39 protein-coding genes are annotated in these 25,383 nt (G+C 53.2%); 1 reads left to right on the top strand and 38 read right to left on the bottom strand.

Annotation, left to right across the window (positions count from 1 at the left end; translation table 11 throughout):
• Window positions 1-152: 152 nt before the first annotated feature.
• The 38 genes from TON_RS00495 to TON_RS00310 all read right to left on the bottom strand — a co-directional run bounded on the left by TON_RS00495 (window position 153) and on the right by TON_RS00310 (window position 24,050).
• Window positions 153-1,127, bottom strand: a complete 975-nt coding sequence (locus TON_RS00495) for a hypothetical protein (protein ID WP_012571056.1) — start codon at window positions 1,125-1,127, stop codon at window positions 153-155.
• Window positions 1,124-1,954, bottom strand: coding sequence for a hypothetical protein (locus TON_RS00490; protein ID WP_012571055.1), 831 nt, complete (start codon window positions 1,952-1,954; stop codon window positions 1,124-1,126). Before TON_RS00490 ends, TON_RS00495 begins: the two co-directional genes overlap by 4 nt.
• A 245-nt stretch (window positions 1,955-2,199) precedes the next feature.
• Window positions 2,200-3,204, bottom strand: coding sequence for an RNA-guided pseudouridylation complex pseudouridine synthase subunit Cbf5 (locus TON_RS00485; protein ID WP_012571054.1), 1,005 nt, complete (start codon window positions 3,202-3,204; stop codon window positions 2,200-2,202).
• A gap of 60 nt (window positions 3,205-3,264) precedes the next feature.
• The gene (locus TON_RS00480; protein WP_012571053.1) at window positions 3,265-3,972 is read right to left on the bottom strand and encodes an SDR family NAD(P)-dependent oxidoreductase; all 708 of its coding nucleotides are present in this window, start codon (window positions 3,970-3,972) and stop codon (window positions 3,265-3,267) included.
• Between the two features lie 80 nt (window positions 3,973-4,052).
• Window positions 4,053-4,304: a 50S ribosomal protein L14e gene (locus TON_RS00475; protein WP_012571052.1), complete on the bottom strand. Its 252-nt coding sequence runs from the start codon at window positions 4,302-4,304 to the stop codon at window positions 4,053-4,055.
• Window positions 4,305-4,898 carry a (d)CMP kinase gene (gene cmk / locus TON_RS00470; RefSeq protein ID WP_012571051.1) on the bottom strand — a complete coding sequence of 198 codons (594 nt, stop codon included), beginning with the start codon at window positions 4,896-4,898 and terminating at the stop codon, window positions 4,305-4,307. It abuts the gene before it with no gap.
• A gap of 9 nt (window positions 4,899-4,907) precedes the next feature.
• On the bottom strand, window positions 4,908-5,180 hold the full coding sequence (locus TON_RS00465; RefSeq protein ID WP_012571050.1) for a 50S ribosomal protein L34e: 273 nt from the start codon (window positions 5,178-5,180) through the stop codon (window positions 4,908-4,910).
• A gap of 42 nt (window positions 5,181-5,222) precedes the next feature.
• Window positions 5,223-5,750 carry a DUF106 domain-containing protein gene (locus TON_RS00460; RefSeq protein ID WP_012571049.1) on the bottom strand — a complete coding sequence of 176 codons (528 nt, stop codon included), beginning with the start codon at window positions 5,748-5,750 and terminating at the stop codon, window positions 5,223-5,225.
• On the bottom strand, window positions 5,743-6,333 hold the full coding sequence (locus TON_RS00455) for an adenylate kinase (protein WP_012571048.1): 591 nt from the start codon (window positions 6,331-6,333) through the stop codon (window positions 5,743-5,745). The genes TON_RS00460 and TON_RS00455 overlap by 8 nt, the downstream gene beginning before the upstream one ends.
• A gap of 75 nt (window positions 6,334-6,408) precedes the next feature.
• Complete coding sequence (gene secY, locus TON_RS00450; RefSeq protein ID WP_012571047.1) at window positions 6,409-7,854, bottom strand: preprotein translocase subunit SecY; 1,446 nt, start codon at window positions 7,852-7,854, stop codon at window positions 6,409-6,411.
• 35 nt (window positions 7,855-7,889) lie between these two features.
• The gene (locus tag TON_RS00445; protein ID WP_012571046.1) at window positions 7,890-8,336 is read right to left on the bottom strand and encodes an uL15 family ribosomal protein; all 447 of its coding nucleotides are present in this window, start codon (window positions 8,334-8,336) and stop codon (window positions 7,890-7,892) included.
• Between the two features lie 11 nt (window positions 8,337-8,347).
• Window positions 8,348-8,815, bottom strand: a complete 468-nt coding sequence (locus TON_RS00440; protein ID WP_012571045.1) for a 50S ribosomal protein L30 — start codon at window positions 8,813-8,815, stop codon at window positions 8,348-8,350.
• An 11-nt stretch (window positions 8,816-8,826) separates the two neighbouring features.
• Complete coding sequence (gene rpsE / locus TON_RS00435; RefSeq protein ID WP_012571044.1) at window positions 8,827-9,534, bottom strand: 30S ribosomal protein S5; 708 nt, start codon at window positions 9,532-9,534, stop codon at window positions 8,827-8,829.
• On the bottom strand, window positions 9,531-10,136 hold the full coding sequence (locus TON_RS00430) for a 50S ribosomal protein L18 (RefSeq protein WP_012571043.1): 606 nt from the start codon (window positions 10,134-10,136) through the stop codon (window positions 9,531-9,533). The genes rpsE and TON_RS00430 overlap by 4 nt, the downstream gene beginning before the upstream one ends.
• 10 nt (window positions 10,137-10,146) lie before the next feature.
• On the bottom strand, window positions 10,147-10,593 hold the full coding sequence (locus tag TON_RS00425) for a 50S ribosomal protein L19e (RefSeq protein ID WP_012571042.1): 447 nt from the start codon (window positions 10,591-10,593) through the stop codon (window positions 10,147-10,149).
• A 10-nt stretch (window positions 10,594-10,603) separates the two neighbouring features.
• Window positions 10,604-10,984: a 50S ribosomal protein L32e gene (locus TON_RS00420; RefSeq protein ID WP_012571041.1), complete on the bottom strand. Its 381-nt coding sequence runs from the start codon at window positions 10,982-10,984 to the stop codon at window positions 10,604-10,606.
• A 10-nt stretch (window positions 10,985-10,994) separates the two neighbouring features.
• On the bottom strand, window positions 10,995-11,549 hold the full coding sequence (locus TON_RS00415) for a 50S ribosomal protein L6 (protein ID WP_012571040.1): 555 nt from the start codon (window positions 11,547-11,549) through the stop codon (window positions 10,995-10,997).
• Between the two features lie 10 nt (window positions 11,550-11,559).
• Window positions 11,560-11,952, bottom strand: coding sequence for a 30S ribosomal protein S8 (locus TON_RS00410; protein WP_012571039.1), 393 nt, complete (start codon window positions 11,950-11,952; stop codon window positions 11,560-11,562).
• A gap of 11 nt (window positions 11,953-11,963) precedes the next feature.
• Window positions 11,964-12,134, bottom strand: a complete 171-nt coding sequence (locus tag TON_RS00405) for a 30S ribosomal protein S14 (RefSeq protein WP_012571038.1) — start codon at window positions 12,132-12,134, stop codon at window positions 11,964-11,966.
• A gap of 1 nt (window position 12,135) precedes the next feature.
• A complete protein-coding gene (locus TON_RS00400; protein WP_012571037.1) occupies window positions 12,136-12,687 on the bottom strand; it encodes a 50S ribosomal protein L5 in 552 nt (183 codons plus the stop codon).
• A gap of 11 nt (window positions 12,688-12,698) precedes the next feature.
• Window positions 12,699-13,430 carry a 30S ribosomal protein S4e gene (locus TON_RS00395; RefSeq protein ID WP_012571036.1) on the bottom strand — a complete coding sequence of 244 codons (732 nt, stop codon included), beginning with the start codon at window positions 13,428-13,430 and terminating at the stop codon, window positions 12,699-12,701.
• On the bottom strand, window positions 13,430-13,795 hold the full coding sequence (rplX, locus tag TON_RS00390; protein ID WP_012571035.1) for a 50S ribosomal protein L24: 366 nt from the start codon (window positions 13,793-13,795) through the stop codon (window positions 13,430-13,432). Before rplX ends, TON_RS00395 begins: the two co-directional genes overlap by 1 nt.
• Window positions 13,796-13,805: 10 nt before the next feature.
• Window positions 13,806-14,231, bottom strand: coding sequence for a 50S ribosomal protein L14 (locus tag TON_RS00385; RefSeq protein WP_012571034.1), 426 nt, complete (start codon window positions 14,229-14,231; stop codon window positions 13,806-13,808).
• Window positions 14,232-14,236: 5 nt separating this feature from the next.
• Complete coding sequence (locus tag TON_RS00380) at window positions 14,237-14,572, bottom strand: 30S ribosomal protein S17 (protein WP_012571033.1); 336 nt, start codon at window positions 14,570-14,572, stop codon at window positions 14,237-14,239.
• Window positions 14,569-14,946 carry a ribonuclease P protein component 1 gene (locus TON_RS00375; RefSeq protein ID WP_012571032.1) on the bottom strand — a complete coding sequence of 126 codons (378 nt, stop codon included), beginning with the start codon at window positions 14,944-14,946 and terminating at the stop codon, window positions 14,569-14,571. The genes TON_RS00380 and TON_RS00375 overlap by 4 nt, the downstream gene beginning before the upstream one ends.
• Window positions 14,832-15,098: a stress response translation initiation inhibitor YciH gene (gene yciH, locus TON_RS00370; protein WP_206203365.1), complete on the bottom strand. Its 267-nt coding sequence runs from the start codon at window positions 15,096-15,098 to the stop codon at window positions 14,832-14,834. The genes TON_RS00375 and yciH overlap by 115 nt, the downstream gene beginning before the upstream one ends.
• A gap of 36 nt (window positions 15,099-15,134) precedes the next feature.
• Entirely contained in the window at window positions 15,135-15,335 is a 201-nt protein-coding gene (rpmC, locus tag TON_RS00365) for a 50S ribosomal protein L29 (protein WP_012571030.1), read from the bottom strand.
• A complete protein-coding gene (gene rpsC / locus TON_RS00360) occupies window positions 15,332-15,958 on the bottom strand; it encodes a 30S ribosomal protein S3 (RefSeq protein ID WP_012571029.1) in 627 nt (208 codons plus the stop codon). Before rpsC ends, rpmC begins: the two co-directional genes overlap by 4 nt.
• A 5-nt stretch (window positions 15,959-15,963) precedes the next feature.
• Window positions 15,964-16,434 carry a 50S ribosomal protein L22 gene (gene rplV, locus TON_RS00355; RefSeq protein ID WP_012571028.1) on the bottom strand — a complete coding sequence of 157 codons (471 nt, stop codon included), beginning with the start codon at window positions 16,432-16,434 and terminating at the stop codon, window positions 15,964-15,966.
• Window positions 16,435-16,444: 10 nt separating this feature from the next.
• Window positions 16,445-16,846 carry a 30S ribosomal protein S19 gene (locus tag TON_RS00350; RefSeq protein WP_012571027.1) on the bottom strand — a complete coding sequence of 134 codons (402 nt, stop codon included), beginning with the start codon at window positions 16,844-16,846 and terminating at the stop codon, window positions 16,445-16,447.
• Window positions 16,847-16,848: 2 nt separating this feature from the next.
• Entirely contained in the window at window positions 16,849-17,568 is a 720-nt protein-coding gene (locus tag TON_RS00345) for a 50S ribosomal protein L2 (RefSeq protein WP_012571026.1), read from the bottom strand.
• A 13-nt stretch (window positions 17,569-17,581) separates the two neighbouring features.
• Window positions 17,582-17,842, bottom strand: coding sequence for a 50S ribosomal protein L23 (locus TON_RS00340; protein WP_012571025.1), 261 nt, complete (start codon window positions 17,840-17,842; stop codon window positions 17,582-17,584).
• 6 nt (window positions 17,843-17,848) lie between these two features.
• Window positions 17,849-18,616, bottom strand: coding sequence for a 50S ribosomal protein L4 (rpl4p, locus tag TON_RS00335; protein WP_012571024.1), 768 nt, complete (start codon window positions 18,614-18,616; stop codon window positions 17,849-17,851).
• Window positions 18,617-18,626: 10 nt separating this feature from the next.
• Window positions 18,627-19,670, bottom strand: coding sequence for a 50S ribosomal protein L3 (locus tag TON_RS00330; protein WP_012571023.1), 1,044 nt, complete (start codon window positions 19,668-19,670; stop codon window positions 18,627-18,629).
• Between the two features lies 1 nt (window position 19,671).
• Window positions 19,672-20,442, bottom strand: coding sequence for a putative RNA uridine N3 methyltransferase (locus TON_RS00325; RefSeq protein ID WP_048055009.1), 771 nt, complete (start codon window positions 20,440-20,442; stop codon window positions 19,672-19,674).
• A gap of 444 nt (window positions 20,443-20,886) precedes the next feature.
• On the bottom strand, window positions 20,887-22,029 hold the full coding sequence (locus TON_RS00320; RefSeq protein WP_012571021.1) for an RNA ligase: 1,143 nt from the start codon (window positions 22,027-22,029) through the stop codon (window positions 20,887-20,889).
• Between the two features lie 217 nt (window positions 22,030-22,246).
• Window positions 22,247-22,795, bottom strand: a complete 549-nt coding sequence (locus TON_RS00315) for a 50S ribosomal protein L16 (RefSeq protein WP_012571020.1) — start codon at window positions 22,793-22,795, stop codon at window positions 22,247-22,249.
• Window positions 22,796-22,883: 88 nt separating this feature from the next.
• Window positions 22,884-24,050 (bottom strand): MFS transporter, encoded by a 1,167-nt coding sequence (locus TON_RS00310; protein ID WP_012571019.1) that lies wholly within the window; start codon window positions 24,048-24,050, stop codon window positions 22,884-22,886.
• 164 nt (window positions 24,051-24,214) lie between these two features.
• On the opposite strand from TON_RS00310, the gene TON_RS00305 reads away from it, so the two are divergent.
• On the top strand, window positions 24,215-25,369 hold the full coding sequence (locus TON_RS00305) for a pyridoxal-phosphate-dependent aminotransferase family protein (RefSeq protein WP_012571018.1): 1,155 nt from the start codon (window positions 24,215-24,217) through the stop codon (window positions 25,367-25,369).
• Window positions 25,370-25,383: the final 14 nt, after the last annotated feature.

Genomic DNA, 25,383 nt, shown 5'->3' with positions numbered 1-25,383 from the left:
TTTTTCTTTTACGAGTCGTATTTGGCAACGCTTTTTGTAGTATTTATCAATTCCAAACAAATCAAAACGACGAGAACAAGCCAAAATCAAAGTAACCTAGTGGACAAGTGAACGCGACAAATAGAGAGTTTTTCCCAACATTTATTGGTTCATTAAGTTTTTCCACCATGAATCTTCAACCTTAACCACCCGCCAAGCGTCCCGAAGGGGAGGAAAATCGTCGTAAATATGTACAGGAGCCTGAACACCGTTAACAAAGATTCCCTGATAAACGAGGCACTGTAATCCCCAGTGACTATCATCAAAGCTACCATCGCCCCAAATCCATAAAAGATGCCGTAAAACAGGCGCCAGGCTCCGCTTTCGGCGTATTTCTTCCCCAGCAACTCCTCTGCCACAAGTTTCCTGGTTATCTTGTAGTCTTTTTCAGACACAACCGCGAAAAGTGCCCCAATCAGCCCACTTAGGACTATGTTGTCAATTACGAACAGGTACAGCCCGGAAGTGACCGCCACAAAAATTACAACGGCCCTGATTTTAAGTATCCGCTCGGATATCACATACTTGTGAGCCATCATGGAATAGTACCAGCTGGCCAAAACAAAAACGTAAAGCGCCATCGAGACGCTCTTTTCCAAACTCACCCCGGAGGAGTATGCAATTGTGAACACGAGGAGGGACGTTGAAAGTTCCTTGAGGAAGTTTCGCCAGGAATAGACGACTTTTTCGGGTGTTTTCTTACCTCTCTCATGTAGCATTGCCACGAGGAACAGCACAGACGCGCCGATTATGAACAAAACGCCGAGCACTTTGGCGAGAGGGATGAAAGAGGTGCCCGGTTTTGCAAACGCCGCGTGGATAAGCTCAAATAAAAGCACTCCGAACCCAAACGAAATCAGAACAAAGAGTATAAGTCCGATACTTGGAGATTTTAAAAATTGAGACTCTCTCTGCTGTTTATCCGGTCTTTTCCAGAAAATATGCGCAGAGGTGTAGAGAAGTGACAAGATGACTGCAAATAAGAAGCTTTCCCCCAATGAAAGCGAAAGGGCGTAGTGGAACAGGATTGCCAGAAAAACTGCCCCAATAAAAAAGTTTAGAAGGAGAAAATGTTTCTTCCCTCTCATCCACATACCACCTCACAAGCTCCGGTACAAGCTGGAGCGCACACATATTCTTCACAGAAGAAAGGGGTTGTAGGCAATGAACATATGAGCCCACAACTTGATGTACATGTATCATCCATTATTATGAAAGTGCTGTGTCCTACTATATTATAGTCTCCTAAATCCCTCTCAGTTTTCTTAGCTAAATCGTTAAGCTCAATCCTGACTTTATTCCAGATCCAGCTTGTGGTATCGTTCTTCCTGATTTCATTCAGCACTTTGCCAACAAATCTATAGTGGTCAGCAAGAGGGGTTTTGTTCGCGAAGAACACTATATCCGCTACAGGTTGGGCCTTACTATCCCTCGGTCCGATATTCACCATTGTTGTGAACAAGTTAGTGCCGTTTATGTGTATTATTCTTGTAATAACACCTAGGTTGTACTGACTCCTCTCAGCCTTGTAAACGAGGACATACATGGTGTAGTTGAAAGTCTCGTTGTAAATGGTTATCCCAAAGAACAACAACTGCTCGTGCTTTTCCGTCATTCTGTAAAGCGTGACCACCGAGACGTTTACATTGGTGGTCAAGTTGGAAGTGCAGGAACTTGAGTTGTGGCAGGGGCAGGAAGTGTTAGTCAAGTTCGCGAAGTCTATGGTCCTGTTCACCCAGGTCACGTTCATCTGAAGCCTACCCTTCTCATCATACCAGGCAACCACGGCCCTACGGAAGGTCACGCTTGAGTTGTTGGCGGTCATTGCCGCAGCTTGTGGTGCGGCAATCAATTGAAGACTCAACAGCAGGGCAAGCAAGAAGACAGCACCAACCTTCTTGACCCGGCCTTCCACGGAGGACACCTTCGGAGATTATCACCAGATCCAATGTCAAAATCCTTAAAAGCTTTTCCAATTACAAGTTAAAATTAGTTCTGTTTTTTCGTAGGATTTCCAATTTCCAACCGTAGCATCAAGAAGAGAATGAGACGAAAAAAGCAAGAGTAAGAGAGTAGACCGGAGAAGACAAACGTTCATTATAGAATGCCTCAACCGGAGAGAGAAAGGTATCAAGAAAGTGAGAGACCGAGACAAGTCCCTCACCAGAGCTTGGGATACCAGTCCCTCGGCATGAAGACCTTGTCGACGTCAACCGCTATTCCCTTGCTCTTCTGGAGCATCTCACCGCTCGTCATGGTGGCCTTACCTAGTGCGACGAGCTCGTCCTTGAGGGTCATCACAGCAACTAAATCGCCCTTCTTGATACCCTTGTGAACCTTGACTATTCCCGGAACTGCAAGATCAGCGCCATGAGTAACCGCCGCAACCGCAGAGTCCCTAATCCACACCTTCGGCAGGTGCTCAACGGCCTTCTCCATCGGCTGTATCGCCTTCCTGAAGTATTCCTCAATGCCATCCTCCTTCCAGAAGTGATAGTAATCAACAAGGTCATGGAGGGTTACCAGGGTTTCATCCTCCTTGAATGGGCCGCTTCTGGTACGGCGAAGCTCGGCCATGTGGGCCCCAACACCCAAGGCAAGGCCGATGTGGTGGATCAGTGAACGGATGTAGGTTCCCGCCTCAACACCAACCCTGAAGAGCACGTCCTTGCCGTCTATTTCGAGTATCTCAATGTAGTACACCTTCCTCGTCCTCAGCCTTCTCTTGACCGCGCTCCTCAGGGGCGGCCTCTGGATTATCTCCCCCTCAAACTCTTTCATGACGGCGTAGATTTTGTCCTCCGGAACCTCGCCGTGGAGGTGCATCAGAGCAACGTACTCCTTACCCGCTGGAAGCAGCGCCTGAACCACCCTTGTAGCTCTCTCGAGGGCAACTGGAAGAACGCCGCTCACCTTGGGGTCGAGGGTTCCACCGTGACCGGCTTTGTTAAGGTTGAAGAGCTTCTTAACCCAAGCAACTACCTCGTGGCTTGTAGGGCCTGGAGGCTTGTCGAGGTTGATTATGCCGAACTGCATGTGCATCTCCATAGGCCTCTTCTCGGGCGGAAAGCCCCACTTGGGGTTTGTCTCAGCCTTCTCGTCCTTTATCAGAACCTCGCGCTTTATATCGGCTGGAAGGATTCTCCTCACTTCGTCCCTCGCCATGAGCATCACCCGATGAGCGTTATCGTGGTAACCTCGAGTTCGCGCTTTATAAACCTGCCCTCAGAACTTGAAGCGGTAGTTGAAGACAGGCCAACGGGGGAGGTACTTCACGAGCTTAAGATAACTCGGAATGAAGACCTCGCGCTTGTTCTTTTCGATGGCGGTGATAATTGCACTGACGACATCCTTAGGGTGTAGTGCCCCCTGTGGAACCCTGTCGTTCCAAAAGGGTGTGGAGACCTGCTTGGGATAAACCCGGATGAGCGTTATTCCCTTCTTCTCAAGCTCGTGCTCTAGATTAACTGAGAGATAGTGGAGGGCCGCCTTTGAGGCACCGTAGGAGGGAAGGTCCCTCACGTTCACGAAAACCACACCGCTCAAAACCATCACAACCTTGCCACCCAAAGGGATTAAGTCCAAGAGCTCACGTGTGAGAGCCACCGGGGCTATCGTGTTCACCCTGAAAATCTCTTCCAGCTCCTCTTCGCTCTGCTCTACCAGGGGCTTCAGTATACCAAAGCCTGCGTTGTTTATGAGAACGTCGAGCCTCTCAACACCGAGGTTTCTCAACTCACTTCTAATAACTTTGGGGACGTTTCTCTCCCGCAGATCTGCCACGATATAGTCAAAGTTGCCCAACGATTGGAGTTCCTTCAGTCTCTCCTCGTTTCTCGCAACGCCTATAACCCGGTAGTCCCTCCCAACGAGAGCCTCCACCAGAAGCCTCCCAATGCCGCCGGTCGCACCTGTTATAAGTGCAGTTTTCATGCCATCACCAAAAGAGTCTCCAGAGAAGGACCTTAAAAGTGTTGAGAAGTTAAAAAGAGGCCAAATGGCCTCCAGGGATTTCACTCGAGGCTGATTCCAGCCTGCTCAAGGGCGGCCTTAACGGCCTCGTCGTCAGCACCCCTCTCGATGTTGACCCTCTCTGGGAGGGGCTCGAGGTGCTTGACGTTCATCCTCCTGCGCTTGACCTTGTTAAGGCCAGCGCCGGTAACGAGGACGAAATTCTTGTCGATGACGTCAACGACGACGACCTTCTGGCCAGCCCTCCTCCCTGCAATGATAACGGCTATTCTTCCAACCTCAATGGCTGGCATTCATCCCACCTCCTTCTTTTTGTTGCCCGGGCTAACGCCCGACCCCGCGTCACCGTCGGGGTAAAGGTGGTCGATGGCGGCCTTCACAATCGCGAAGACCCCATCGGGACCCCATTTAGCGGTGTTGATTATCAAGTCATAAATCGACTTGTCGTCGATGTCAATACCGTAGAGGTTTAAATACCTTTTCCTGTTGCCCTTCTCGCGCTCGGCTATCTGCACGAAGGCCTCCTCTACGGTTATGCCCTCCCTGAGAGCGACACGCCTAGCGCGCTCCATTATCGGAGCGTCGAGCCATATCTTAAGGTCAGCGTCCTTAACCATCCAGCCTGCAAGGCGGCCTTCAATAATGACGTTGCACTCCTTGGCTGCCTCAACCTGCCTCCTGTCAACCTCCCTGTCGATCTCGGGATGAAGCTCGGCATACTCCTGGAACTCCTGAAGGGTCATCCCCATCTCCTTGGCCATCTGGCGAAAGATTAAGCCGGCATAGATGTGCTTGAAGCCGTAGTGCTTGGCGAGATTCCTGCACAGAGTGGTCGTTCCCGAACCGGCTAGGCCGCTGACGGTTATGACGAGGCAGCCCTTGGGCATGTTCGCACCTCAAAGGGAAATCCCGGCCCTAATCTGGGCCTTTATAACCTTCCTCATGCAGCTCGGGCAGAGGTTCGGATAGGGCCTCTCAGGTCTCTTCTTGGTCTTCGGGAGCTTTCTGAGCTCGCTCGGCCTGCCGCGCGGGACACCGTTGAGCGGCCTGCCGCACATGGCACAGTGGGCAATCTTTGGCTTCTTCCTCTCAAAGTGTATGACCGTCCTTCCGCCCGGAGTCCTGACGTACTTCCTTCTCCATGACCTTGACCTGTACATTGGCTTCATTTCTCTCACCTCGCAATGCCTTTTTGTCAAGCGTTTTTAAATTTAACCCATATCAAGGAGCTTCCTAAGGATGTAACCCGTTATCATGGAGGTCATGATATACCAACCTATGTATCCCAGCTCACTGGGAGGAAGGCCAGAGTGATACAGGCCATGGAACCAGTCGAAGAGGAAAAAGTCAAAGGGAGCCTTTGCTATGCCTACCTCAAAGTACCATCTCCTAAGCCAAGTGAAGAATATCCAGAATATAGGCATCGTCAGCAGGGTGACCTTGAACATTGTGTCCTTCATGACCTCACTTTGGAGCTTCATGAGCTCCATCTGCTCCTGCTGGAGCTTCTTGAGCTTCTTCTCATCCCTGGAGGCCTGAGCCTCTTTGTACTTCTTCTGAAACTCCTTGCTCTTCTTCTGGAGCAGTTTAACCTTCTCCTGATCAACCAGAACGTAGTTGATTAAGGTGAAGAACGCACCGAGTATTATTCCCGACACGGTAACTACCCATATCGGGTGGTACGAGGTTATCATTGGTCCGAACAGGTTGTCAAGGAATGTATATATTCCCTCAATCATACTCTCCCACCGCCAAATCCAGTACTTCAACAAGCTCGTGGACAGCCTCCTCAAGGCCCTTATCCTCATGGTTCTCGATTATCTTTATAAGCGCGTTGGAGTGCATCGCGTAGCTAACCGCCGCGGCACGGTTCAGATCCTGATGCCTCTGTATCTGCTCTTCAGTTTCAACGTCCCTATCGCGCTTAAGATCCCTAAGCCTTCTACCGAGTATCTCGCTTGGCGTGGCCTCAATTATGACTATGAAGTTAGGGTTTATGACTTCTATAACCTCCTTGGGGAAACCGAGCAAGTAACCGACAGGGGTTCGTATGGTGGCGTGAGTATCAATGAGTATTGGTTCAGTTTTTGCCATCTCAACGATTCTCCTTGCCGCTTTCATCTGGAGTTCCTTCTGGACGTTCGGATTGAGCTTTCTCATCTCGTCCCTGTGCTCCACCAGGCCAGCCCTAACTGCCTCCTCGAACATTAGATCCCCGAAATTTACCAGTCTGAACTTAGCTCGGGCTTTTCTGAGAGCCAGCCGGGTTATGGTACTCTTCCCCACGCCAGGGATTCCTGTTATCATGACCACAAACGGCATCATGCTCACCCAAGGAGGTTTCTGGAAGAAGTAATCGAACCGGGTTTAAAAGGTTTTGTAAAGAAAGGAAAGAGTTCACTTGGCAAAGAACTTTCTCAAAGCGGGGAACATCTCGGTGGCCTGCTCTCTGGCTATCTCCTCATAGAACCTGTAGAGGATACCGACGGTAAGGAGGATTCCTGTTCCAGTTCCGAGAGCTCCAAGGAAGTCTGCCAGCACTGCGACAAGTGCTAGGGTGAATGAACCCAAGAAGGTAACGTAGGGTATGTACCTGTTGAGAACCCTCTCGAGTATCCTCGGATCCCTTCTGAATCCTGGAATCTGAAGTCCAGCGCTCTGAAGCTGTCTAGCTATGCTCTTGGCGTCTAGGCCGGTGAGCTCTACCCACAAGAAACCAAAGATTATCGACCAGAATATTGTCATTAGGGCGTAAACTAGTGCCCTCGTTGGATCTGCTATGACGTGGTAGATGTCCCTTGGTGGGTAGAGATATGTGACAAATCCGCTTATGGGATACCCATTGGCATCGAAGGTTCCAAGCCAAGTGTAGCCAAAGTTGTTGAGGAGCCTGGCCCAGAGCTGTATGTTAGCGTAGAGAGCAAACGTCAGGATTATCGGAATGTTGCTGACGTACATGAACCTTATCGGATACCTTCCACGAACGGTAACCCTTCCATAGCTGAGCGGGATCTCAACGCGCATGCTCTCTAGATAGACGACGACTAGGAATACAACTATGGTTGCCAGCAGGTCCATCATGTCTGGTAGCGTTCCCCTGTATAGGGCTCCGGTAACATCACCGTAGAACAAGTGCTGGATAAACGCAGGCACAGCACCAACTATGGCCGGCCCGCCAGTTACTGGATCAATGTATTCAGCAGTAGTCATAGGGTTGAGAGCCTTGACGATAACTGTCTGTGAAACTCCCGCGGCGATGAAGAGGCTGATACCGCTACCTATACCCCACTTACTGACAAGCTCATCGAGGAGGATGAGCATCACCGAGGCAAATCCCAGCTGGAGAAGTATCAGTATGGCGAGCCCTATTCCTATGTAAGCCGCGCCTCCCGGAGTCTGGACTGTCTGGAAGGCACCAAGGCTGGTGTCAACCTTACCGAAAGCGCCGGCAAAGACGTATATTGCCGACTCGAAGAAGCTCATGAATACAGCGAACAGCTTTTGAGCTGCCTGGTAAAACCTCCTATCCTCATGATTTGAGAGATCAAGGTGAATTATCTCGGAACCGACGAGAAGCTGCATGATTATGCTCGCGGTGACGATTGGGCCTATACCCAGCGTCAAAAGAGAACCGCTTCTACCGGCAAGGACGAACCTGAGCGTGGCGAAGTAGTCCTGGATCTGCTGCGGGATTCCGTAGAGCGGAATTTCCGCGAGAACGAAGTACAGCAGCAGAACAATGGCGGTCCACATGAACTTCTCCTTGAGCGGAATGTGTCTTTTAGGCCGCTCAACCTCTGGGAAGTACCTCTCAATCGCGAACACTACGTTTCTGAGCCCCATGAGTAACACCCGCCAAAAGTTAAATTAAATGGAAATCAGGCGAGGAGAACCTCGCCGCCAGCGGCCTTAATCTTGTCCTCGGCTTTGGGGGTGACGTAGTAGGCCTTGATGACAAGGGGCCTGGTGAGCTTTCCAGTTCCAAGAACCTTGTCGACGCCGAGCTGGGTGGTGTCGACGATGATCTTCCCCTCCTCCTCGTAGGCAACGCCTATATCGAGGAAGAGCGGGAGGTTCTCGTCGATCTCGTTGAGGTTTATGGTCTTGGGAGTGTACTGAACAGCCTTAGGCCTGTGGAAGCCCCTCTTGCCGAGGTGATCAGGAGCATACTTAATGGTCCAAGTCCACTTGGTGTTCTTCCTCTTACCGGTGCCTGCCATTCCTCTACCGCCCTTGCTTCCTCCACCTCTGTGCTTCTTCTTGCAGCCCCATCCATGAGTGTGACTTCCGCGGAGCTTCCTAACCTTCTTCTTCCTCCTTATCATCTCTCGCCACCTCAGAGCATTCTCTCAATGAGCTCGTTTATCTTCTCGCCGCGGTAGCCGAGTGCTCCGCCCTCCTTGAAGGAGCGCTTCTTGCTACCCTTGAGGCCGCCCCTCGGCGGGTGGAGCCTGAAGACCGGCTTGATGTTCGGCAGGTCGGTGAGCTTCATCTCTCCACTGACGACCTTCTGGGCAAACTCCTCAATGGTCATTCCAAGCTTCTCCTTGACGTAGTCGTCAGTAACCGGCTTGTTGCCGATGAGCCTGCCCCTCTTCCTGATGAGCTTGGCGAGGGTCTCTGCATCAATCTCGCCCCAGGTTATGTAGTCCTTAACCTTCTGAACCATTCCCTTGTAGCTCGGGGTGTCGTCGATGAGGACGAGGTGGTTTATCCTGTGGAGGCGGAGCATGGCGAGGGTGTCCCTAACCTCTCCCCTCGCCCTGATTCCGCTCCTAAGCCTGATGAGTGCGAGCTTTGCCATTCTCTCTCACCTCACTCCAGCTCGAAGCTCGTCGCCATCTCCCTTCCGACGACGATACCGTACTTCTCAATCATGCCGGGCTTGATGGCAACCCTGTTGGTGTTGTAGAGCGCGTTGAAGACTGCCTTGGCGAAGTTAACGGTAGTCCTAGTCTCACCGAGGGTCTGGGACCAGACGTCCTGAACACCAGCGAGACTGAGTATCTTCTTGCCAACGTCACCAATGACCAGTCCAAGGCCACGCGGTCCGGGCATGAGCTTGACGCGGACGCTTCCTTCCTTGCCCTCGACGGCGAACGGGATTGAGTGCGGCCTCCTACACCTGCACTCCCAGGAACCGCAACCGCGCTTGATTTCGATGATGTTCATCTTGGCATAGTTGATGGCCTTTCTGATGGCTATTCCAACCTCCTTGCCATGCCCAATTCCAAGGCCAACGTAGCCGTCCCTGTTGCCCACCGCAGCAAGAACCCTGAAGCGGATCCTCCTGCCACTGTCAGTCATCCTGACGGTAAGGGCTATGTCGAGCACTTCCTGGTTCTCCCTGAGGTTGACCTCTGGAAGGAGGACGTCAACGATCTCGGGCTCCTTGATCTGGTAGCCCCTCCTAAAGATCTCGTGAATGTCAGTTATCTGACCCTCCTTGACGAGCATGCCGAGCTTGGTCCTCGGCTGCCACTCCTCCAAAACCCTCTGGGCGATCTCCCTCGGGTCGCTCATTCTCTCGCCTCCTCAAACTTTTCGATTATTCTCGCCTTGACTTCCTCAAAGTGCTCGGGAAGCTTCTCGGGCTCGAGGCCCTTGACAAGGTAGCTGCTGAACTGCTTCCTGTACTTCCCCTCATCCTCTTCCTTGAGGGCCTTGGCGTAGTTGGCGATGTGCTCGCCAGTTATCCTGTAGTCCTCTGGATATATCTCCTCGCTGTGTGGGACGTTGAGGCCAGCGTCAACAGCACCCTTGAGGACGGCAAAGACGCTCGAACCCCTGGTCGGTGGGTGCAGGCCTATGTCAAGGATTGCCTCATCAATGCCAGCCTTCTTGGCCTTGTAGCCTATAAGCAGGCCGAGAAGGTAGGCACTCGGGGTGTTTCCTCCATGGCCCTTCCAACCAAAGTCCCTCATGAGTTCCCTCGTGTGAGCAGAGACGATAGTCTTGTCACCCTTAGGGTCGTAAACGACGATCTGAGCTATGTGGTGGTTAAGGCTCTTCCTAACGACGAGCCTTGGCTTGCCCGACTTGAGGAGGGCAAGCCTCTTGTGATAGTTAGTCTTACCCTCTCTCCTTCTCCTGAACGGAACCCTATACCTCGGTCCGTGCGCCATCTCTCTCACCTCACTCCTTCAGTATGCCGTGCTCCTGCATGAACAGGTAAAGCTGCCTCTTGTTCTTGAACTGGCCACCCTTGGCCCTGATGTACAGCCTCCTGTAGGTGTGTTCGTCTATCTTGCCCTCGGCCTTAAGCTTCCTGAGTTCCTTCCTGAGGGCGCGGATGGTCATCATCCAGCGCTCCTTCTTGCCCATCCTGGCGGTCTTCTTACCCTTCCTGCTTCCCGGGCCCCTGTGGCGGCCCTTCTTCCTGGCCTCCTGGTAGGCCCTTGCCCTAGCCCTGCTCTGGCCCTTGATGGGCTTCTTCTTTATGACGCCATCGTTGATGAGCCTCTTGATGTCCTCCCTCGTGATGGCAGCGGCGACGTCATCAATCCTCTCAGGGTCGATCCAGACCCTGTTCTCACCGCACTTCAAAATGTCAGCGGCAATCCTTCTCTGCATCTTGAGCATCAGTCTCACCTCACGGGTTGAGTACCTTCACACCAAGCTCCTTGGCCCTGGCAAGTATCATCTCTCTCTTCCTCGCGCCGACGGTCCTCGCTATCCTGGCAGCCTGCCTGGCAGGGTCAATTGCTTCAAGCTCCTTGACGTTGTGGACAAGGACTTCCTCGTAGCCGCTCGGGTGGAGCCCGCGGACGAGCCTCGGTGAGCTCCAGCCTATGCTCGGTGAGCGGGCCTTACCCTTCTTCTTGAGCCTCATCTTGCTGTCAATACCCTTAGGCCTGCGCCACTTGGGGTCGTTCTTGAACTTCGGATAGCGCCACCACTCCTGCCTGAGGAACCTGGGCTTCTTCCTCTTGAGCCTGGCCCTAATCCTAAGGAGTCTCGCTTTCTCGTTCATTTCTCACACCTCAGAACTTTATCGGCTTACCCGCCTTCTCAACTATGTAGATACCGTCCTGGAAGACTCTCCTATCCCACTTGGTTATCCTGGTGGCCTGCTCGATGTTTGCGGCAGTCTGGCCAACTGCTTCCTTATCAATGCCCTCGACGATGACCTCTGAACCCATGACCTTGACGGTAACACCGGGCAGTATCTTGGCCCTCCTCGGATTCTTCTCACCGAGGAAGTTCTCGATGACGACCTCGTCGCCCTGAACCTTGACAGTCATGGGGAAGTGGCTGTAAACGACTTTGAGCTTGTAAGTGAAGCCTTCAGTGACGCCCTTGATCATGTTGGCTATATGGGCCTTGAAGGTTCTCGCTATGGCAATGTCCTTCTTTCTCGGGAACTCCTTGTAAATGACAACCTTGCCGTCCTCGGTGAATATCTGAACGCCCGGGTACTTGAGCTCCCTCTCGAGCTCGCCCTTCGGGCCCCTGACCTTAACGACGTTCCTCTCGATGGTGACCTCGACTCCCTCTGGAATCTCAACCTCTTCCCTTACCCACGCGTCTATCGGCATCTCTCTCACCTCAGTAGACGTAGGCTATCAGCCTTCCGCCGATTCCCTTCTCTATGGCCTCTTTGTGGGTCATGACGCCCTGGGAGGTCGAGACGATGAGGATACCGAACTCGAAAGCCGGAAGGAACCTCTTCTCCCAGGCCTCGTACTCCCTCGCCTTGACCGGGAACCTTGGCTTTATCGCACCGGCCTTGTTTATCTTGCCTATGAGCTGCACCCTGTAGATACCGGCCCTTCCGTCGTCGATGAACTCGAACTCACCTATGTAGCCGTTCTCCTGCATAACCCTGAGGACCTCTCCAATGAGCTTGGAGGCTGGCTTTATGTAAACCTCCTTTTTTCCGACCCTCTCGCTGTTGGTTATGTGGGAGAGAGCGTTAGCCAGCGGGTCAAGCAAAGTCATCTCCTCTCACCTCACTCGTACTTCTTAAAGCCCAGCTTGGGGGCTATCTCTCTAAAGCAGTGCCTGCAGAGCATCAAGCCGTGGATCCTGATGATTGGGCCGTACTGTCCGCAGCGGACGCATCTCCTGGCGCCCTTCCCAAACTTCCTCGGCTTCCTCTTGTTGTAGTCAGCCTTCGCCATCTCACAATCCCTCCACCTGGACGTTAAACTCTTCCATAGCGAAGACGATACCCTCTTCCTTGGTCAGCTTGTGCCTGTTCGGTATCTTCTTCCTCTGCCTCTTCCTCTTGGCAACCCTGAATCCAGGCCTCTCAAGAGTAACGCAGACGTCCATACCAAAGATGCCTATCTCAGGGTCGTACTCGACGCCCGGGATGTTGATGTGCTCATCTATACCGAAGCAGAAGTTGCCATGCTCGTCAAAGTTGCTCGCCTTGAGCTTGTTGTCGACCGCAGCGAGGAGCCTCCTGAGCATCTCTTCAGCCTTCTTACCCCTGAGGGTGACCTTCACAGCGATAGGCTCGCCGCGTCTAATTCCGAAGTCCTTGTTGGTCTGCTTCGCGTGCCTCCTTATCGGCTTCTGGCCGACGAGCTGCTCGAGCATGGTCTCGGCCTTGGTAAGCCTCTCACCGCTCTCGCCAACTCCAATGTTTATGGTGACCTTCGCAATCCTGGGCTTCCTCATGGGGTGAGCTTCCCAGTCAGCAAGTATGGCCTCTCTGTTGATCTGCATCTCATCTCACCTCACGGAAGGGAAATCTCCGGCTTGTCCTTTCCAACCACGAAGGCGTACTCCTTCAGGGTGTCAAAGAGCTCGCCGTTCTCGTCCTCGATGGTGACGACATCCGGCCATCCCATTGGGAACTGCCTGACCTCGACGACCTTACCTTTCCTTGCGACGTTCTTACCCTGGGTAACGAAGACGTAGGCACCGACCTCGAAGGGGATGACCTCGATTATCTCCCTCTCCGGAACCTTCATGAGAACAGTGTAGGCGGTCATGAACCTGTCCTTCTCGCTGAAGGCAACGAGGTGGTTGCTTCCGTCGTGAAGGTTGAGCTGAACCTTGGCTCCCTTAACCATTCTCTTGTTGCTGATCCTAAGAGGCTTTATGTTGGCCTCCTTCTCAGTTATTGGGTGGAGTATGAGCTTGCCAATCCTGTTCGGAAGAACCCTGTAGTGCTCACCAGTCTCGGGGATGGAAACGACGTCCATTATACCGACCGGGAACTTGTAGTCCTTCCTAACACGGCCGTCAACGAGTATCTTGCCCTCGTTGAGTATCTTCCTAGCCTCACGAGCGGTCTTGGCATAGCCAAGGTAGTCCCTGACGATATAAAGCAGCGGAATGGAGGTCTTCATGCTGTGCGGACCGGGCCTTGGCCTGACAGCCCACTTGTAGGCCTTCCTCTCAATATACCACTGATTTGGAGCGGCAAGCCTCTTAAGGTGCCTCTTAGCGCCTTTCCTCGCCATCAACCAGCCCTCCTCTCAATTATCTTCTCCCTCTCCTCGTCCTTGAGGTTGAGCTCGACTATCATAACGTTCGACGGGTGAACCGGGTAGAAGACCTCGGTACCGTCGACCTTCTTTTGGGTAACGCCCTCGACATAGATCCTGTACCTCTTGAGGTTAACCTCAACGACCTTTCCTTCCTTGCCCTTGTAGTCGCCGCGCATGATTTTGACCTTGTCGCCCTCCCTTATCGGAAGGCTCCTCACGCCGTACTTCTGCCTGAGCTCCTTGCTCAGGGTGGCGCTCATTATCTTGCTCCTAAGGTGAAGGGGAGCGTTGTAAAGGAACTTCCTCTGCTTCCTCGGCTGCCTGGTATCCAACTTCATCCTTCTCACCTCACAACACAATGCTCGCTATGCTACCGAGCCTAACCCACCTCTCGGCGGCCTCCCTAGCTATGGCACCCCTGATCTCGGTTCCCCTCGGAACACCCTCGGGGGTGACTATCGCAGCAGCGTTGTCCTCAAACTTAACGCGCATGCCATCGAGCCTTCTGTACTCCTTTCTCTGCCTGACAACAACTGCCCTAACGACCTGGTGCCTTATGTCCGGCCTTCCCTTCTTGACGGTGGCGACGACCATGTCGCCGACGCCGGCACTGGCAAGCCTCCTCCTGGTTCCCTTGTAACCAACAACACCAATTATCTGGATGAGCTTGGCGCCGCTGTTGTCGGCGACCTTGAGGTAGGCGCCGATTGGCAGAGCGCGGGTCGGCCTGACGGGACTAATACCTCTCGTAGCACCTGCACCCTTCTTAGCCATTGTTATCACCTCTCCTCTGCCCTCTGAAGTATGCCAACGACTACGAAGCTCTTGGTCTTGCTAAGCGGCCTGGTCTCAGCAATGAGGACCTTGTCGCCGGGCTTGGCGTTGATGCACGGTGGGTTGTGTGCGTGTATCCTGCTCCTCCTTAGCTCATACCTCTCGTACTTCTTGAGGTAGTGGTAGTGCTGCCTCTCAACGGTAACGGTCCTCTTGGGCTTGTCGCTGATGACGATGCCCTCAAAGTATCTGCCGTGTATCTTGAGGTTCCCGTGCCAGGGGCAGTGCGGGTCATCACACTTCTCAGCGGGAGGCTGAATCTTCAATCCAATCTCTCTCATCGTCTCCACCTCTTCTTCAATCTCATCTCGGGTCTTCCAATCAATTCCCTTCCGTTGATCCGGATTCTTTTATCGCCAACCTCAAACTCGAGCTCCACCACATCCTTCGGGATAACCCAGACCCTCTCACCGCATATGGTGAGGGTGTTCCTCGTCTCATCAAGGACATAGCCCTCAATGCCAACCAGCTCTGGATGAGATGCCCTTATAATTTTTGCTTTTAGCCCTATGAGCTCGTGCCAGAGGATGTTTTTCGCCGTTACTCGATTTCTATCAAGTCCTCTGAAAATCCAAGGTCTGCTAGCAACTTCTTGACCTTTTCTCTGTGGTCTCCCTGGAGCTCTATCCTTCCCTTCTTTACCGTTCCGCCGCATGCCAGCTTCGCCTTCAGCTTTTTGGCTATATCCTCGAGGTCAAACTCCTTCTCGTCTATGCCCTCGATTATGGTTTTAAGCTTTCCGTAGCGGGCCTTCTCTATGTAAACTCTAATCCTCTGCTGCTCTTTCAGGACCTCCTTAAAGAGCATCTCATCCAGAGGGTTAACAATCCTAGGCACTAACCATCACCTTTTCTCCCTAAGCTTCTCTTTCTTTATGGTAAGCAGGCGCGCGATATCGCGCCTGATGTTGCGGATGACCATGGGGTTCTCAAGAGAGGCCCCCATGGTGAGCACAGCCCTCTCCTTGGCAAGCTCGAGGCGGAGCTCCCTAATCTTCTTGTCGATCTCCTCAATGCTCATCTCTCTAATCTCGCTCGGCTTCATTCTTCACTCACCTCTTCTTCCTGGATGGGCTTCTCGATGACCTCAATCTCGTCCGGGAGCTTGGCGTCGGGCGGCATGATGGAGACCTTGACACCTATGACGCCGAGCTTGAGCAGGGCCTGGGCATAACCCTTGCTGACGAGGGTCTCGGCAGGGTTTCCGACCTTAGCAAGGTAACCCTGATAGAACCTGACACTCTTGGCCCTCTCTCCGGTGAGTTTGCCGCTGATCCTTATCTCGACGCCCCTAGCGCCGTTTCTCATAATGGCCCTTATAGCAGCGTAGGCTGCCCTCCTGAAGTGGACGCCCCTCTCAAGGGCCTGGGCGAGCCTGACTGCCTGAACCTTGGCGTTGAGGTAGGGGTTCTTGATCTCCTCGACCTCGATCTGCGGGTTCTCGAGGCCAAACTGCCTCTCAAGGATCCTGGTGAGCTCCCTAATGCGCCTGCCGCCCCTTCCGATGACATAACCGGGGTTGGCGGCGAAGATGATGACCTTAGTTCCGAGCGGGGTCTTCTTGATGTCTATACCACCATAACCGGCGCGCCTAAGCTCCTTCTCAAGGTACTCGTCGATGAGCATCTCCCTAACGCCTTCCTTGATGAAGTATCTCTCGATCGCCAAACGTCTCACCTCCTAATCTCCTCAACGACTATCTCGATATGGGTGGTCTGCTCGTTGAACGGTGTGGCCCTTCCGAAGGCCCTCGGGATGTATCCGCGGAGCACTGGTCCCCTGTGGGCAGCAGCGTGGATTATCTTGAGCCTGTCCGGGTCAAGACCCTTCTGCTCTGCGTTGTTCTTGGCGTTGAGGAGGACTTTCTTAACGGCCTTGGCGACCTTGACCGGGTAGCGACCTGGACCGAAGCCCTTGCCCGGCTTGTGACCCTGGCTGTCGTTGAAGCGCCTCATTGGAACCGGCCTCTTGAGGGCAATAACGTCGTCAAGGTACTTGAGTGCATCGTTGAGCATCATGCCCTTTATCTCCCTCAGGAGCTCAACGCTGTGCTTCGGGGAAATCCTGAGGTCCCTTCCGCTCGCACGAGCCATCCTCTCGGGGTCAAAATTTTGGAATGAGTAGGAAAACCTGCCCCTGCTCATCTAAACCACCTCACTTGATGGCCACGAACATCGATGACCTGGTTGCACCGACACCAGGCGAGCCGTGCTGGACGATCTTCCTCGTGAGGGCAAACTCACCGAGGTAGTGGCCTATCATCTCCTCCTTAATCTCGACTGGAACGAATTCCTTTCCGTTGTAGACGTGAATGGTCATGCCGACCATCTCTGGAAGGATGACCATGTCCCTGCTGTGGGTCCTGATGGGCTTGTTGTACTTGCCCTTCTTAGCAAGCCTGATCTTCCTGAGGAGCTTCTTCTGCTCGGGGCTGAGACCCCTCTTAAGGCTCCTCCTCTGCCTCGCAGGGAGGAGCTTAGCAAAGTCCTCAAGTGACATGTTGAGCAGTTCCTCGAAGGTGTAACCCCTATACCTAAACTCCTTCTTTCTCGCCATCTTCACTTCCTCCTACCAGTTCTTCTCGCGGCTATGTGACCGACCTTCCTTCCAGGCGGAGCGCGCCTCGAAACGGTGCTTGGCCTTCCGATGTGGTGCTCCTTACCACCGTGTGGGTGGTTGACGGCGTTCATCTTGACACCCCTCGGCTTCGGCCAGAACCTGTTCCTCGCCTTGGCGATGTAGTATGCCTTTCCTGCCTTGACGATAGGCTTCTCGAGCCTACCACCACCTGCAACGACACCAATGGTGGCCCTGCACATTGGGTTGAACTGCTTGAGCTCGCCGCTCGGGAGCTGGACGATGACCTTGTCCTTCTCCCTGCTGACGACGAGGGCGTAGACACCGCCAGCGCGAACGTACTTACCGCCGTCTCCAGGGGTTCCCTCTATGTCATAGACATAGCTTCCCTCTGGTATCATGGCAAGCGGGAGGGTGTTGCCTATCTTGATTGGAGCGTTCGGCCCTATGGCAATCTCCTCACCGACGAGGATTCCCTCGGGAGCGATAATGAGCTTCTCCATGCCGTTCTCGAACTTGACGCGAGCCACTGGAGCGGTCCTTCCAGGGTCGTGGAGTATCTCAACGACCTTACCGACGAGGGTCTTCTCCTTTGTCAGGTTGAGCGGAACGTACCTGACGGCACCCCTGTACCTGTGGGAGGGGGCCCTAAAGGTCGTGGTTCCCTTACCTCTCCTCTGCTGAATCAAACTCTTTCCCATCTCACTCACCCCGTCAGAACAATCCTATCCTGGCAGCAATCTCACTTGCACTGTACTCAGGCTTGAGCTTCACATAGGCCTTCTTCTCTCCCCTCATGGTGATGAGGGTGTTGACCTTCTCGACCTTGACGTCGAACATCGCTTCCACGGCCCTCTTGATGTCCTGCTTGGTGGCGCGCCTGTCAACTATGAAGGTGAGCTTGTTCTCGTTCTCGATCATGGCAACGGCCTTCTCGGTGACGACCGGCCTGATAATAACCTTGTATGGGTCCATCTCTCATCACCCGTAAATCTCCCTAAGCCTCTCTATAGCGCCCTTGGTCCAGATGGTGAGCCTTCCCGGGTGGGTACCCGGAGCGAGCAGCTCGACGCCGAGGTTCTCGACGGTGACGACGTCAACACCCGGGTGGTTCCTGGCTCCCTGGACGATTCCCTCGTTCTTGGCGACAACGATGAGCGGGCCCTTGGCCTTCTTGTAGCGCCTTCCGCGCATCTTACCCTTACCGGCCCTTATCTTGGTATTCTTCTTGGCTCTCTCTATGTCATCCCAGACGCCGAGCTTCTTGAAGATCTCCCTAGTCTGGGCGGTCTTGAAGACCTTCTCGAGGTCGTTAACGACAACGAGCGGAACCTGCGGGACGTTGTCAACGATGTGACCTCTAGCCCTAACAAGGTCGTAGTTGGCGGTGGCAGCTATGGCGCTCATGATGGCGAGCCTGCGCTCCTTCTTGTTGATGTCCTCCCAGATTATCTTCTCGACCTTTGGCGGGTGGGTCCTCCTTCCACCCCTCGCGAATGGGACGAAGGCGGCAAACCTCGGAGAGGTCTTTATCCTCTCAACCCTTGCCATTCCGTGGCCCTTTCCGATGTTCTCGGTGACCCTTCTCTTTCCAGCGAGCGGGTCCCTACCCTGGGGCTGAATTCTGTGGGTCCATGAGGCAATGACAGCCCTCCTGATGAGGTCGGGCCTGAAGGGAGTGGCGAAGACATTTGGAAGCTCTATCTCCTCGACTGGCTCGCCTTCGAGATTGAAAACCTTAACCTTCATCTATCTCACCTCACTGCTTGGATTCCCTACTGATGTAGGTTATCTGCGGCCTCTCAACGGGCGGCTTCTTCTTCGGCGGCCTTATAGCCGGCCTGACCCTGATTATCCTCTTGAAGGAACCCGGTATAGTACCCTGTATCATGAGGAAGTCGCTCCTTATGATGCCGTAGTGCGGGAAGCCTCCCTTCGGGGTAATCTCTATCTCGTTCTTCTCGTCGAGCTTGAGCTTGCCGTTCTCGCCTATGGCGATGAGCCTCTTGTTGAACTCAGTCCTGTGGTGGAAGCCCATCTGTCCAGCCTGCGGGACGGTCCACATGACCCTGGTCGGGTGCCATGGACCAAGGTTGCCGACGTGCCTACCCTTTCCAGCCCTCTGGGCCTTGTGGAACTGGATCTTTATTCCCCACCTCTTGACTGGACCCTGGGTTCCCTTGCCCTTGGTGACTGCTATGACGTCGAGAAGCTCTCCCTCGTGGAGAACCTCGCTCGCGCGGAGCTCCTTGCCTATCTTCTCCTTGGCGTAGTCAAACTTGGCCTTGACGTCGTCACCGCCGATGGCGTACTCCATGACCTCGGGCTTCTTCTTGAGCTTGATGAGCCACGGCTGAGTGTGGACGAGAAGCCTAACGTCAACTATCTCGCCGTCGTTAACGAGGTCCTCGAGCTGGCCAAGCTTGGCCTGGAAGGCCTCCTCGTTGTAGTCCTTCGGCAGGGTCTTTATCCTCCTCTTGACGTAGTCGTTGAGCTCGTGGAACCAGACCTCGGTGGCTGTCTCAAGTCCGAGGTAGCCCTGCCTGTAGGCCCTGATGCCGTAGACGAAGAGCGGCGGGACCTCGACTACCGTGACCGGCATGAATATTTCCTTGCCCTTGGTGAGCCCTGGCCTGTCGTCTATCATGAGGATGTGGGTCATGCCAGCCTTGTAGCCGGCGAAACCGAGCATCCTGACCTCACTGTCCTTCGGCCACTTCCTGATTCTCGGAACTATGCTCTTAGCCCTCTTTCTCGGGGAGTAAGCCAGTGAACCTCTCCTTGGCCTGTGTATTTTTCCCATCTCAATCCCTCCTTATGAGATTAAACACCGCGAGGGTGGCCAGCACGGCCTCCTCGGTGCGGACGGTAGCTGTCCGCTGATTTGGAATGGTGTTGAGGATTAGATCAAAGGAATAATCCTCCTCGCCGAGGAGCTCCATCACACCCTTCCTCGGTGAGCCGAAGATGAATCCGACCTCCCCCTCGAGCGGGGGAAGCTTCACCTCTCGAATGTCTTGCCCCTTCCTGGAGGTGGCGATTGCCAAGTCAAGCCCGGCCTTTTTAAGTGTTTTTGCTAAGGACTTTTTCGTGAGGTGCACCCTGTATCCCCAGTACTCTTCTGGCTTCGCTGGTATGACCCTGAGCGGTCTCGTTGAGACAATTCTGAACGTTGCACGCCCCTCAACGTCCCCCCCTACCAAAGCGAGCTCGTCGAGACCGATGTCGGCGTAGACCCTCCGCCCCCTCCTGAAGGCGAAGCCCTCACGGATTTCTCCAACCTTGGGCTTGCCTTTGAGCTTGTGGTGGGGCGTTCTGAGCGGGGGAATCACGCCAACGTACTTGAGTTCAGGCATGAGGGGAAAGAGCCTCTTCCTGAGGTACTGGGGCGTTTCCGCATACTCGAGGATGAGCTTGATGAACCTTCCGTCCTTCCCGCCGGCCCTGTAAATCCAGATGTGCTCGATACCGAATATTGCTGCTGCCCTTGCTATCTGCCCAACCTTGTACGTCCTGATTTTCGGGTCATCGGTCTCTTCTAGTAGCGAATCCGGAATGAAGATGTGCCAGGCCATTTTTCCGTCATCCTTCGCTATGGTAACTTCAACGCTGAAGTGGGGTCTATGGAGACTATTTAAAAGGCTTTCGAACCCTTCCACCCTTTTTTGGATTTGGAGGTGTACAAATTTTTTGCAAAGAAACTTTGCAGGACAAAGTTTCATCAAAGTTCGTAGCTCATTAAAGCATAGCCAATCTTTTTCTTGGGTTTATTATTCCAAGAGCAATATTATAGAGAAGCCCTGGGAACTCCCTCATAAAAAGAGGTTTATCTCAAGAGGACGCCCTTCGGGCGTCGAAAAGATGCAAACCCATGGATAAGCTGGTACTTAATCGTTGTTCTCTTCAATCCAACGAAAACACAAAAGAGAAACCCCCTTAGCATTATAAGGTCGGAGAGCTACCAACTTTTGGTGAAGCTTTCTCCAAAAGCTTCAGCGCTGGCAAAAAAGAAGGAGTAATTAATCCACAAACGCCAGCCCGTTCCACAGCTCCCTTATCTCCCTCGTGGCGTCAGGATAAACCCTCTTGAAGGTTATCCGCCAGTAGCCGTTCTTCAAGTCCTCGATGTCCTCGATGTGGATCTTGACCCCTAGCCCCTCAAAGTGGGTCATCATTTTATGGGCGGTCGTTATGTTCTTGACCCTCACCGTGAAGACCTCCTCGACCTCGCCGCTGTTGGCAACCTCATGGATGCTCTCCACAAAAGGCCTCAGAAGAGCTTTTCCAAGGGCCTTGGCGTACTCGTCGAACTCCTCGCCCTTTACGTGCTTCTCCGCGAGGTAGAATGCGAGACGTTTAATCCTCTGCATGAAGTAGCCATGCGGCAGGTCGAAGAAGATATGCGAGCCTATCCTGATATCGTTGATGTTGGCGTAGGGCGTTACGTACTTCGCGATTCTCTTCATGTTGGGGCTCTTCATGACGATTCCTTCCCTTCTCTCGCTGTGGAGCATCTCAATGAGGTCGTAGAGGTCGTCGATGCGGCGTCGATCATAAACTCCGAACACTTCAACATGGGGAATTCCGTATTCTTCAGCGAGCTTCAGCCTTTCCTCTACGGAAAGGCTCTTCCCACCCCCTTTCTCCTGGATGTCAAAGAGGAAGAACTGAATATCCTCCTTCACGTAGGGCGGACCTTCAACGAGGTAAGGACTTTCAGGTCCAGCCATCTCCCCAGCCAGAACGAGGTTCGGGTAGTCCCTGAAGAAGTCGAAATTTATGAAGTCCTCAACCCTCTCCGTCGTGAATGGGCAGACGAAACCTCCTCTTGTGATGGCGAGAACCTTATCTCTCACTTTAACGACCCTAACGTTGTATCCATCGACCTTCTCCTCCACATAGAAGGGCTTGTTCCTGAAGACACGTCTTATCCCATTCTCAAGCTGGACGATGCGCTTTATGTGGGGGAAGCCAAGAACAACATCACCGTTCTCGAAGGCGACAGTTCCACGCCTGAAGCCTTTGGCAGAATCGCGGAAGCGGACGTATCTGATGCCCTCGAATTCGTCTTCGACGAGGCCCCCCTTACCCTCGAGGACCGATAATCGCTCCTCAGGGATGCCAAGCTTGAGCAGAATGTTCCTGAAGTGAGAGCTTACCATCATCCCACCAAAGAAGTTTAGACGTTGGTATTAATAATTATTTGGACTTATCGAACTTAAAGTTAAATGAAATCAACACCCCTTGCACGTGAGGAATCATCACTATGCACAAAATTAGAGCGACATCGTTAATAATCATCTATGAATATACTGCAAAACTCGAACAGAAAAAGGAGCAAGGAAGAAGCGCTCCAGCGCTGCGCTTTAGCGTTGTGCGTCAGCGTTTCATGGTCGAGAGAACCTTGCTGGTAATGTCGTTGCCTTCCTTGTCGTAGATCCTGTAGTAGGCGCTGTATGGGAGCTTCATGGCAGCCCTGCGCATTGCCTCGAGGGCGAACTTGAGGTGGCCCTCGTTGACCCAGACGGTGAGTATCTTCTGGTCCTTCTTGACGCGAGCGGCAAGTCCGATGGGCTTTCCGAAGGGCCTGCGCATACCGTTACCGTAACGGTCTGCCTTCCTCCCGGTAGCCATCGGGTTCTCACGGAGGACCTGGAACGGGTAGACCCTTATCTTGAAGTGGTAGTTGCTCCTACCGACGTTCTTCTGGAGGTACCTGTTGACTTGTATACGGATGGCCTCAAGGGCGTTCTGCCTTATCTGCATGGCCTGCTCAGCGTGAAGGCTCACCTCATACTGGAACTCGGCGGAAAGATTGCCCATGTCGAAGATGGTTATCTTCGGTCCAGGGGCACCACGTATGTATTCCCTCCTTGTGTAAGCGGGCTTGTCAACGTCCCTATCAATCTTGGCTGGTCTCAGTCCCATACTCTCACCTCCAAATGAGCGTAAGCTAAGCCTAAACTTAGGCGAGTGGAGTGGCTTATAAAAGTTTTGGAAAGCCCGTCACCCCATCTTACTCTCCAGTCCCTTTAAGCTTAACGGACTCCCGAAGGAGTGCCAGTGAAAACGGCAGGAAGGAAAGCAGGGCGAGGTTCAACGTTACGCCAACACTTATCTCCCCGAGAGAGTAGGCCAGGCCGAAGAGCATTCCCCCAGCGAAGGTCGAGAGGTTCTGAATTCCGTTCACACCCCCTATAGCCAACGAAGAGCGGTAGTACGAAGCCAAGACTTTCCTCGAAACCGGTCTGAAGCTCTGGAAGGCTAAGAGAGCCATAAATATGCCGAGAAAAACTGTCGGAGCAGTCTTTACGGCAGCGAGGATTGGGGAGATCGCTGCCATAACTGACGTCAGAACAACCATCCTTCTCTCGCTCCTGACGTCGGCGAGCCAGGAAATGACGTAGCTGAGGAGTGCCGATAAAAAGCCTGCCCATCCAATAAGCATCGCTGTCCTAGCTTTGTCCATACCCAAAGCCTCGGAAACATAGATATAGGTTATCTCGCCAGATGTAAAGGCAACTATGATCGCCATCAACGACGCGATTATGAGAATCCTTTTTGGGTTGAGGCTCGGCTTCTCCCCATCGGGCGTTTTCTTTCTCTTGGGCACTATCCAGCCGTAGAGTAGGAAGTAGGCAAGGATCATTATCACGCCGGTGAATACAAAGAATACAGAGGCAATCCACATTTGACCGGACAAGCCAAGGTTAATGGTGTAGGCGTAAACATAGTTGCCGAGGAGTGAAGCTATACTGCCAAAGAGGAAGTAAATTGATGTGACCCTTGCCCTTATCTCGTTTGGTGTAGTTACTGCTATGACGAATTGAGCCATTGGCCAGCTCAATCCATTGAGGAAGCCGTTGAGAAGCTTTATTCCGGCCACCTGAACCCAGGTGCTTGTGATGGGGTAGAGATGGACCGCCAGAGCGTTACCAATCATAGCCAGTGCTCCTATGTAAACGAGCTTCCTGCCTCTCTCAAGGGCGAGACCACCAAGAACAGACGAAAATGCCCTTGCCAGGACAAATGACATGGAAACAATGGAGACCGAAAGCATTGAGGCCTGGAGAATGTTCCTTGTATAGAAGGCTATCGCCGGAGTCGCGAGGCGGAAAGCTATCGTTCCTGTGAAGGCAGAGATGATGAGCAGGATTATTCCAGCCAGGCGTTTGCGTTCCATCAAACCCCCTTCTAAACGTTAGGGTGGAACTTTTAAAAGTCTTGGCTAGGTCGAAAATTCTTCATTTTATTGCCGGCGAAACGAACATAGCTTCGATAAGCCACGTGAAGGGACTAACGAACCATTTTTATATTTCCCTTCCAACCCCCGCCGAGGTGATGCTGATGGAGCTCAGGTTCGACATGGAGTATGAGGAAGCTTACAGGGAGCTTTATGAAATAGTCAGGCCGAAGTACAAGCTCTTCACAGCAGGTCCTGTTGCTTGTTTCCCGGAGGTTCTCGCGATAATGAGCGTCCAGATGTTCAGCCACCGCTCGGCTGAGGCAAAGGAGGCTCACGTTGATACACTCAACAGGCTCAAGGCCTTCCTCGAGGCCGATAAAGGCGAGATAATCCTCTTCCCGAGCTCTGGAACTGGCTTCATGGAGGCCGCTGTGAGAAACACCATCCCGCGCGGTGGAAAAGTTCTCGTCACGATCATTGGCGCGTTTGGAAAGCGCTTTGCTGACGTCGTCAATGCTAACGGAAGGGAAGCCATTGTATTTGAAAAGGAGCCTGGAAAGGCCATCAAGCCAGAGGAGCTTGATGAAGTCCTCAAGAAGAACCCTGACGTTCACGCAGTCACCATAACCTACAACGAGACGAGCACTGGTGTTCTTAACCCGCTTCCGGAGCTTGCTAAGGTCGTCAAGGAGCACGACAAACTCCTCTTCGTCGATGCCGTCTCTGCCATGGGCGGAGCGGACATCAAGTTCGACAAGTGGGGCATCGATTTGGTCTTCGCGAGCAGCCAGAAAGCCTTCGGTGTTCCACCAGGATTAGCGGTTGCCGCCGTTAGTGAGAGAGTCTTTGAGATCGCCGAGAGGATGCCCGAGCGCGGCTGGTACTTCGACCTGCCGCTCTACAAGAAGTTCAACGAGAAGAAGAAGGGAACACCCTCAACTCCACCACTCCCACAGATATTTGGCCTCAACGTCGTCCTCAGGATAATCGAGAAGATGGGCGGCAAAGGTGCCTGGCTCGATATGTACAGGAAGAGGAGTGAGATGATACGCGAGGGCGTCAAGGAGATGGGCCTCGGAATCCTCGCCGAGCCAGGCTACGAGAGCCCAACCATCACTGCCGTCGTCGTTCCTGAGGGAATGAAGGGCGTTGACGTCTACAACGCCATGCGCGAGAGGGGCTTTGAGCTCGCCAAGGGCTATGGAAGCGTCGCTGAAAAGACATTCAGGATTGGAAACATGGGCTACATGACATTCGACGACATAAGGGAGATGCTCGACAACCTGAGGGTGGTCATAGAAAAGCTTAAGGCCTGATGCTCCCTTTATAT

Source organism: Thermococcus onnurineus NA1, from assembly GCF_000018365.1.
Taxonomy (GTDB): domain Archaea; phylum Methanobacteriota_B; class Thermococci; order Thermococcales; family Thermococcaceae; genus Thermococcus; species Thermococcus onnurineus.
Note: the sequence above shows the minus strand (reverse complement) of the source record. Positions and strands in the feature narration are given on the sequence as shown.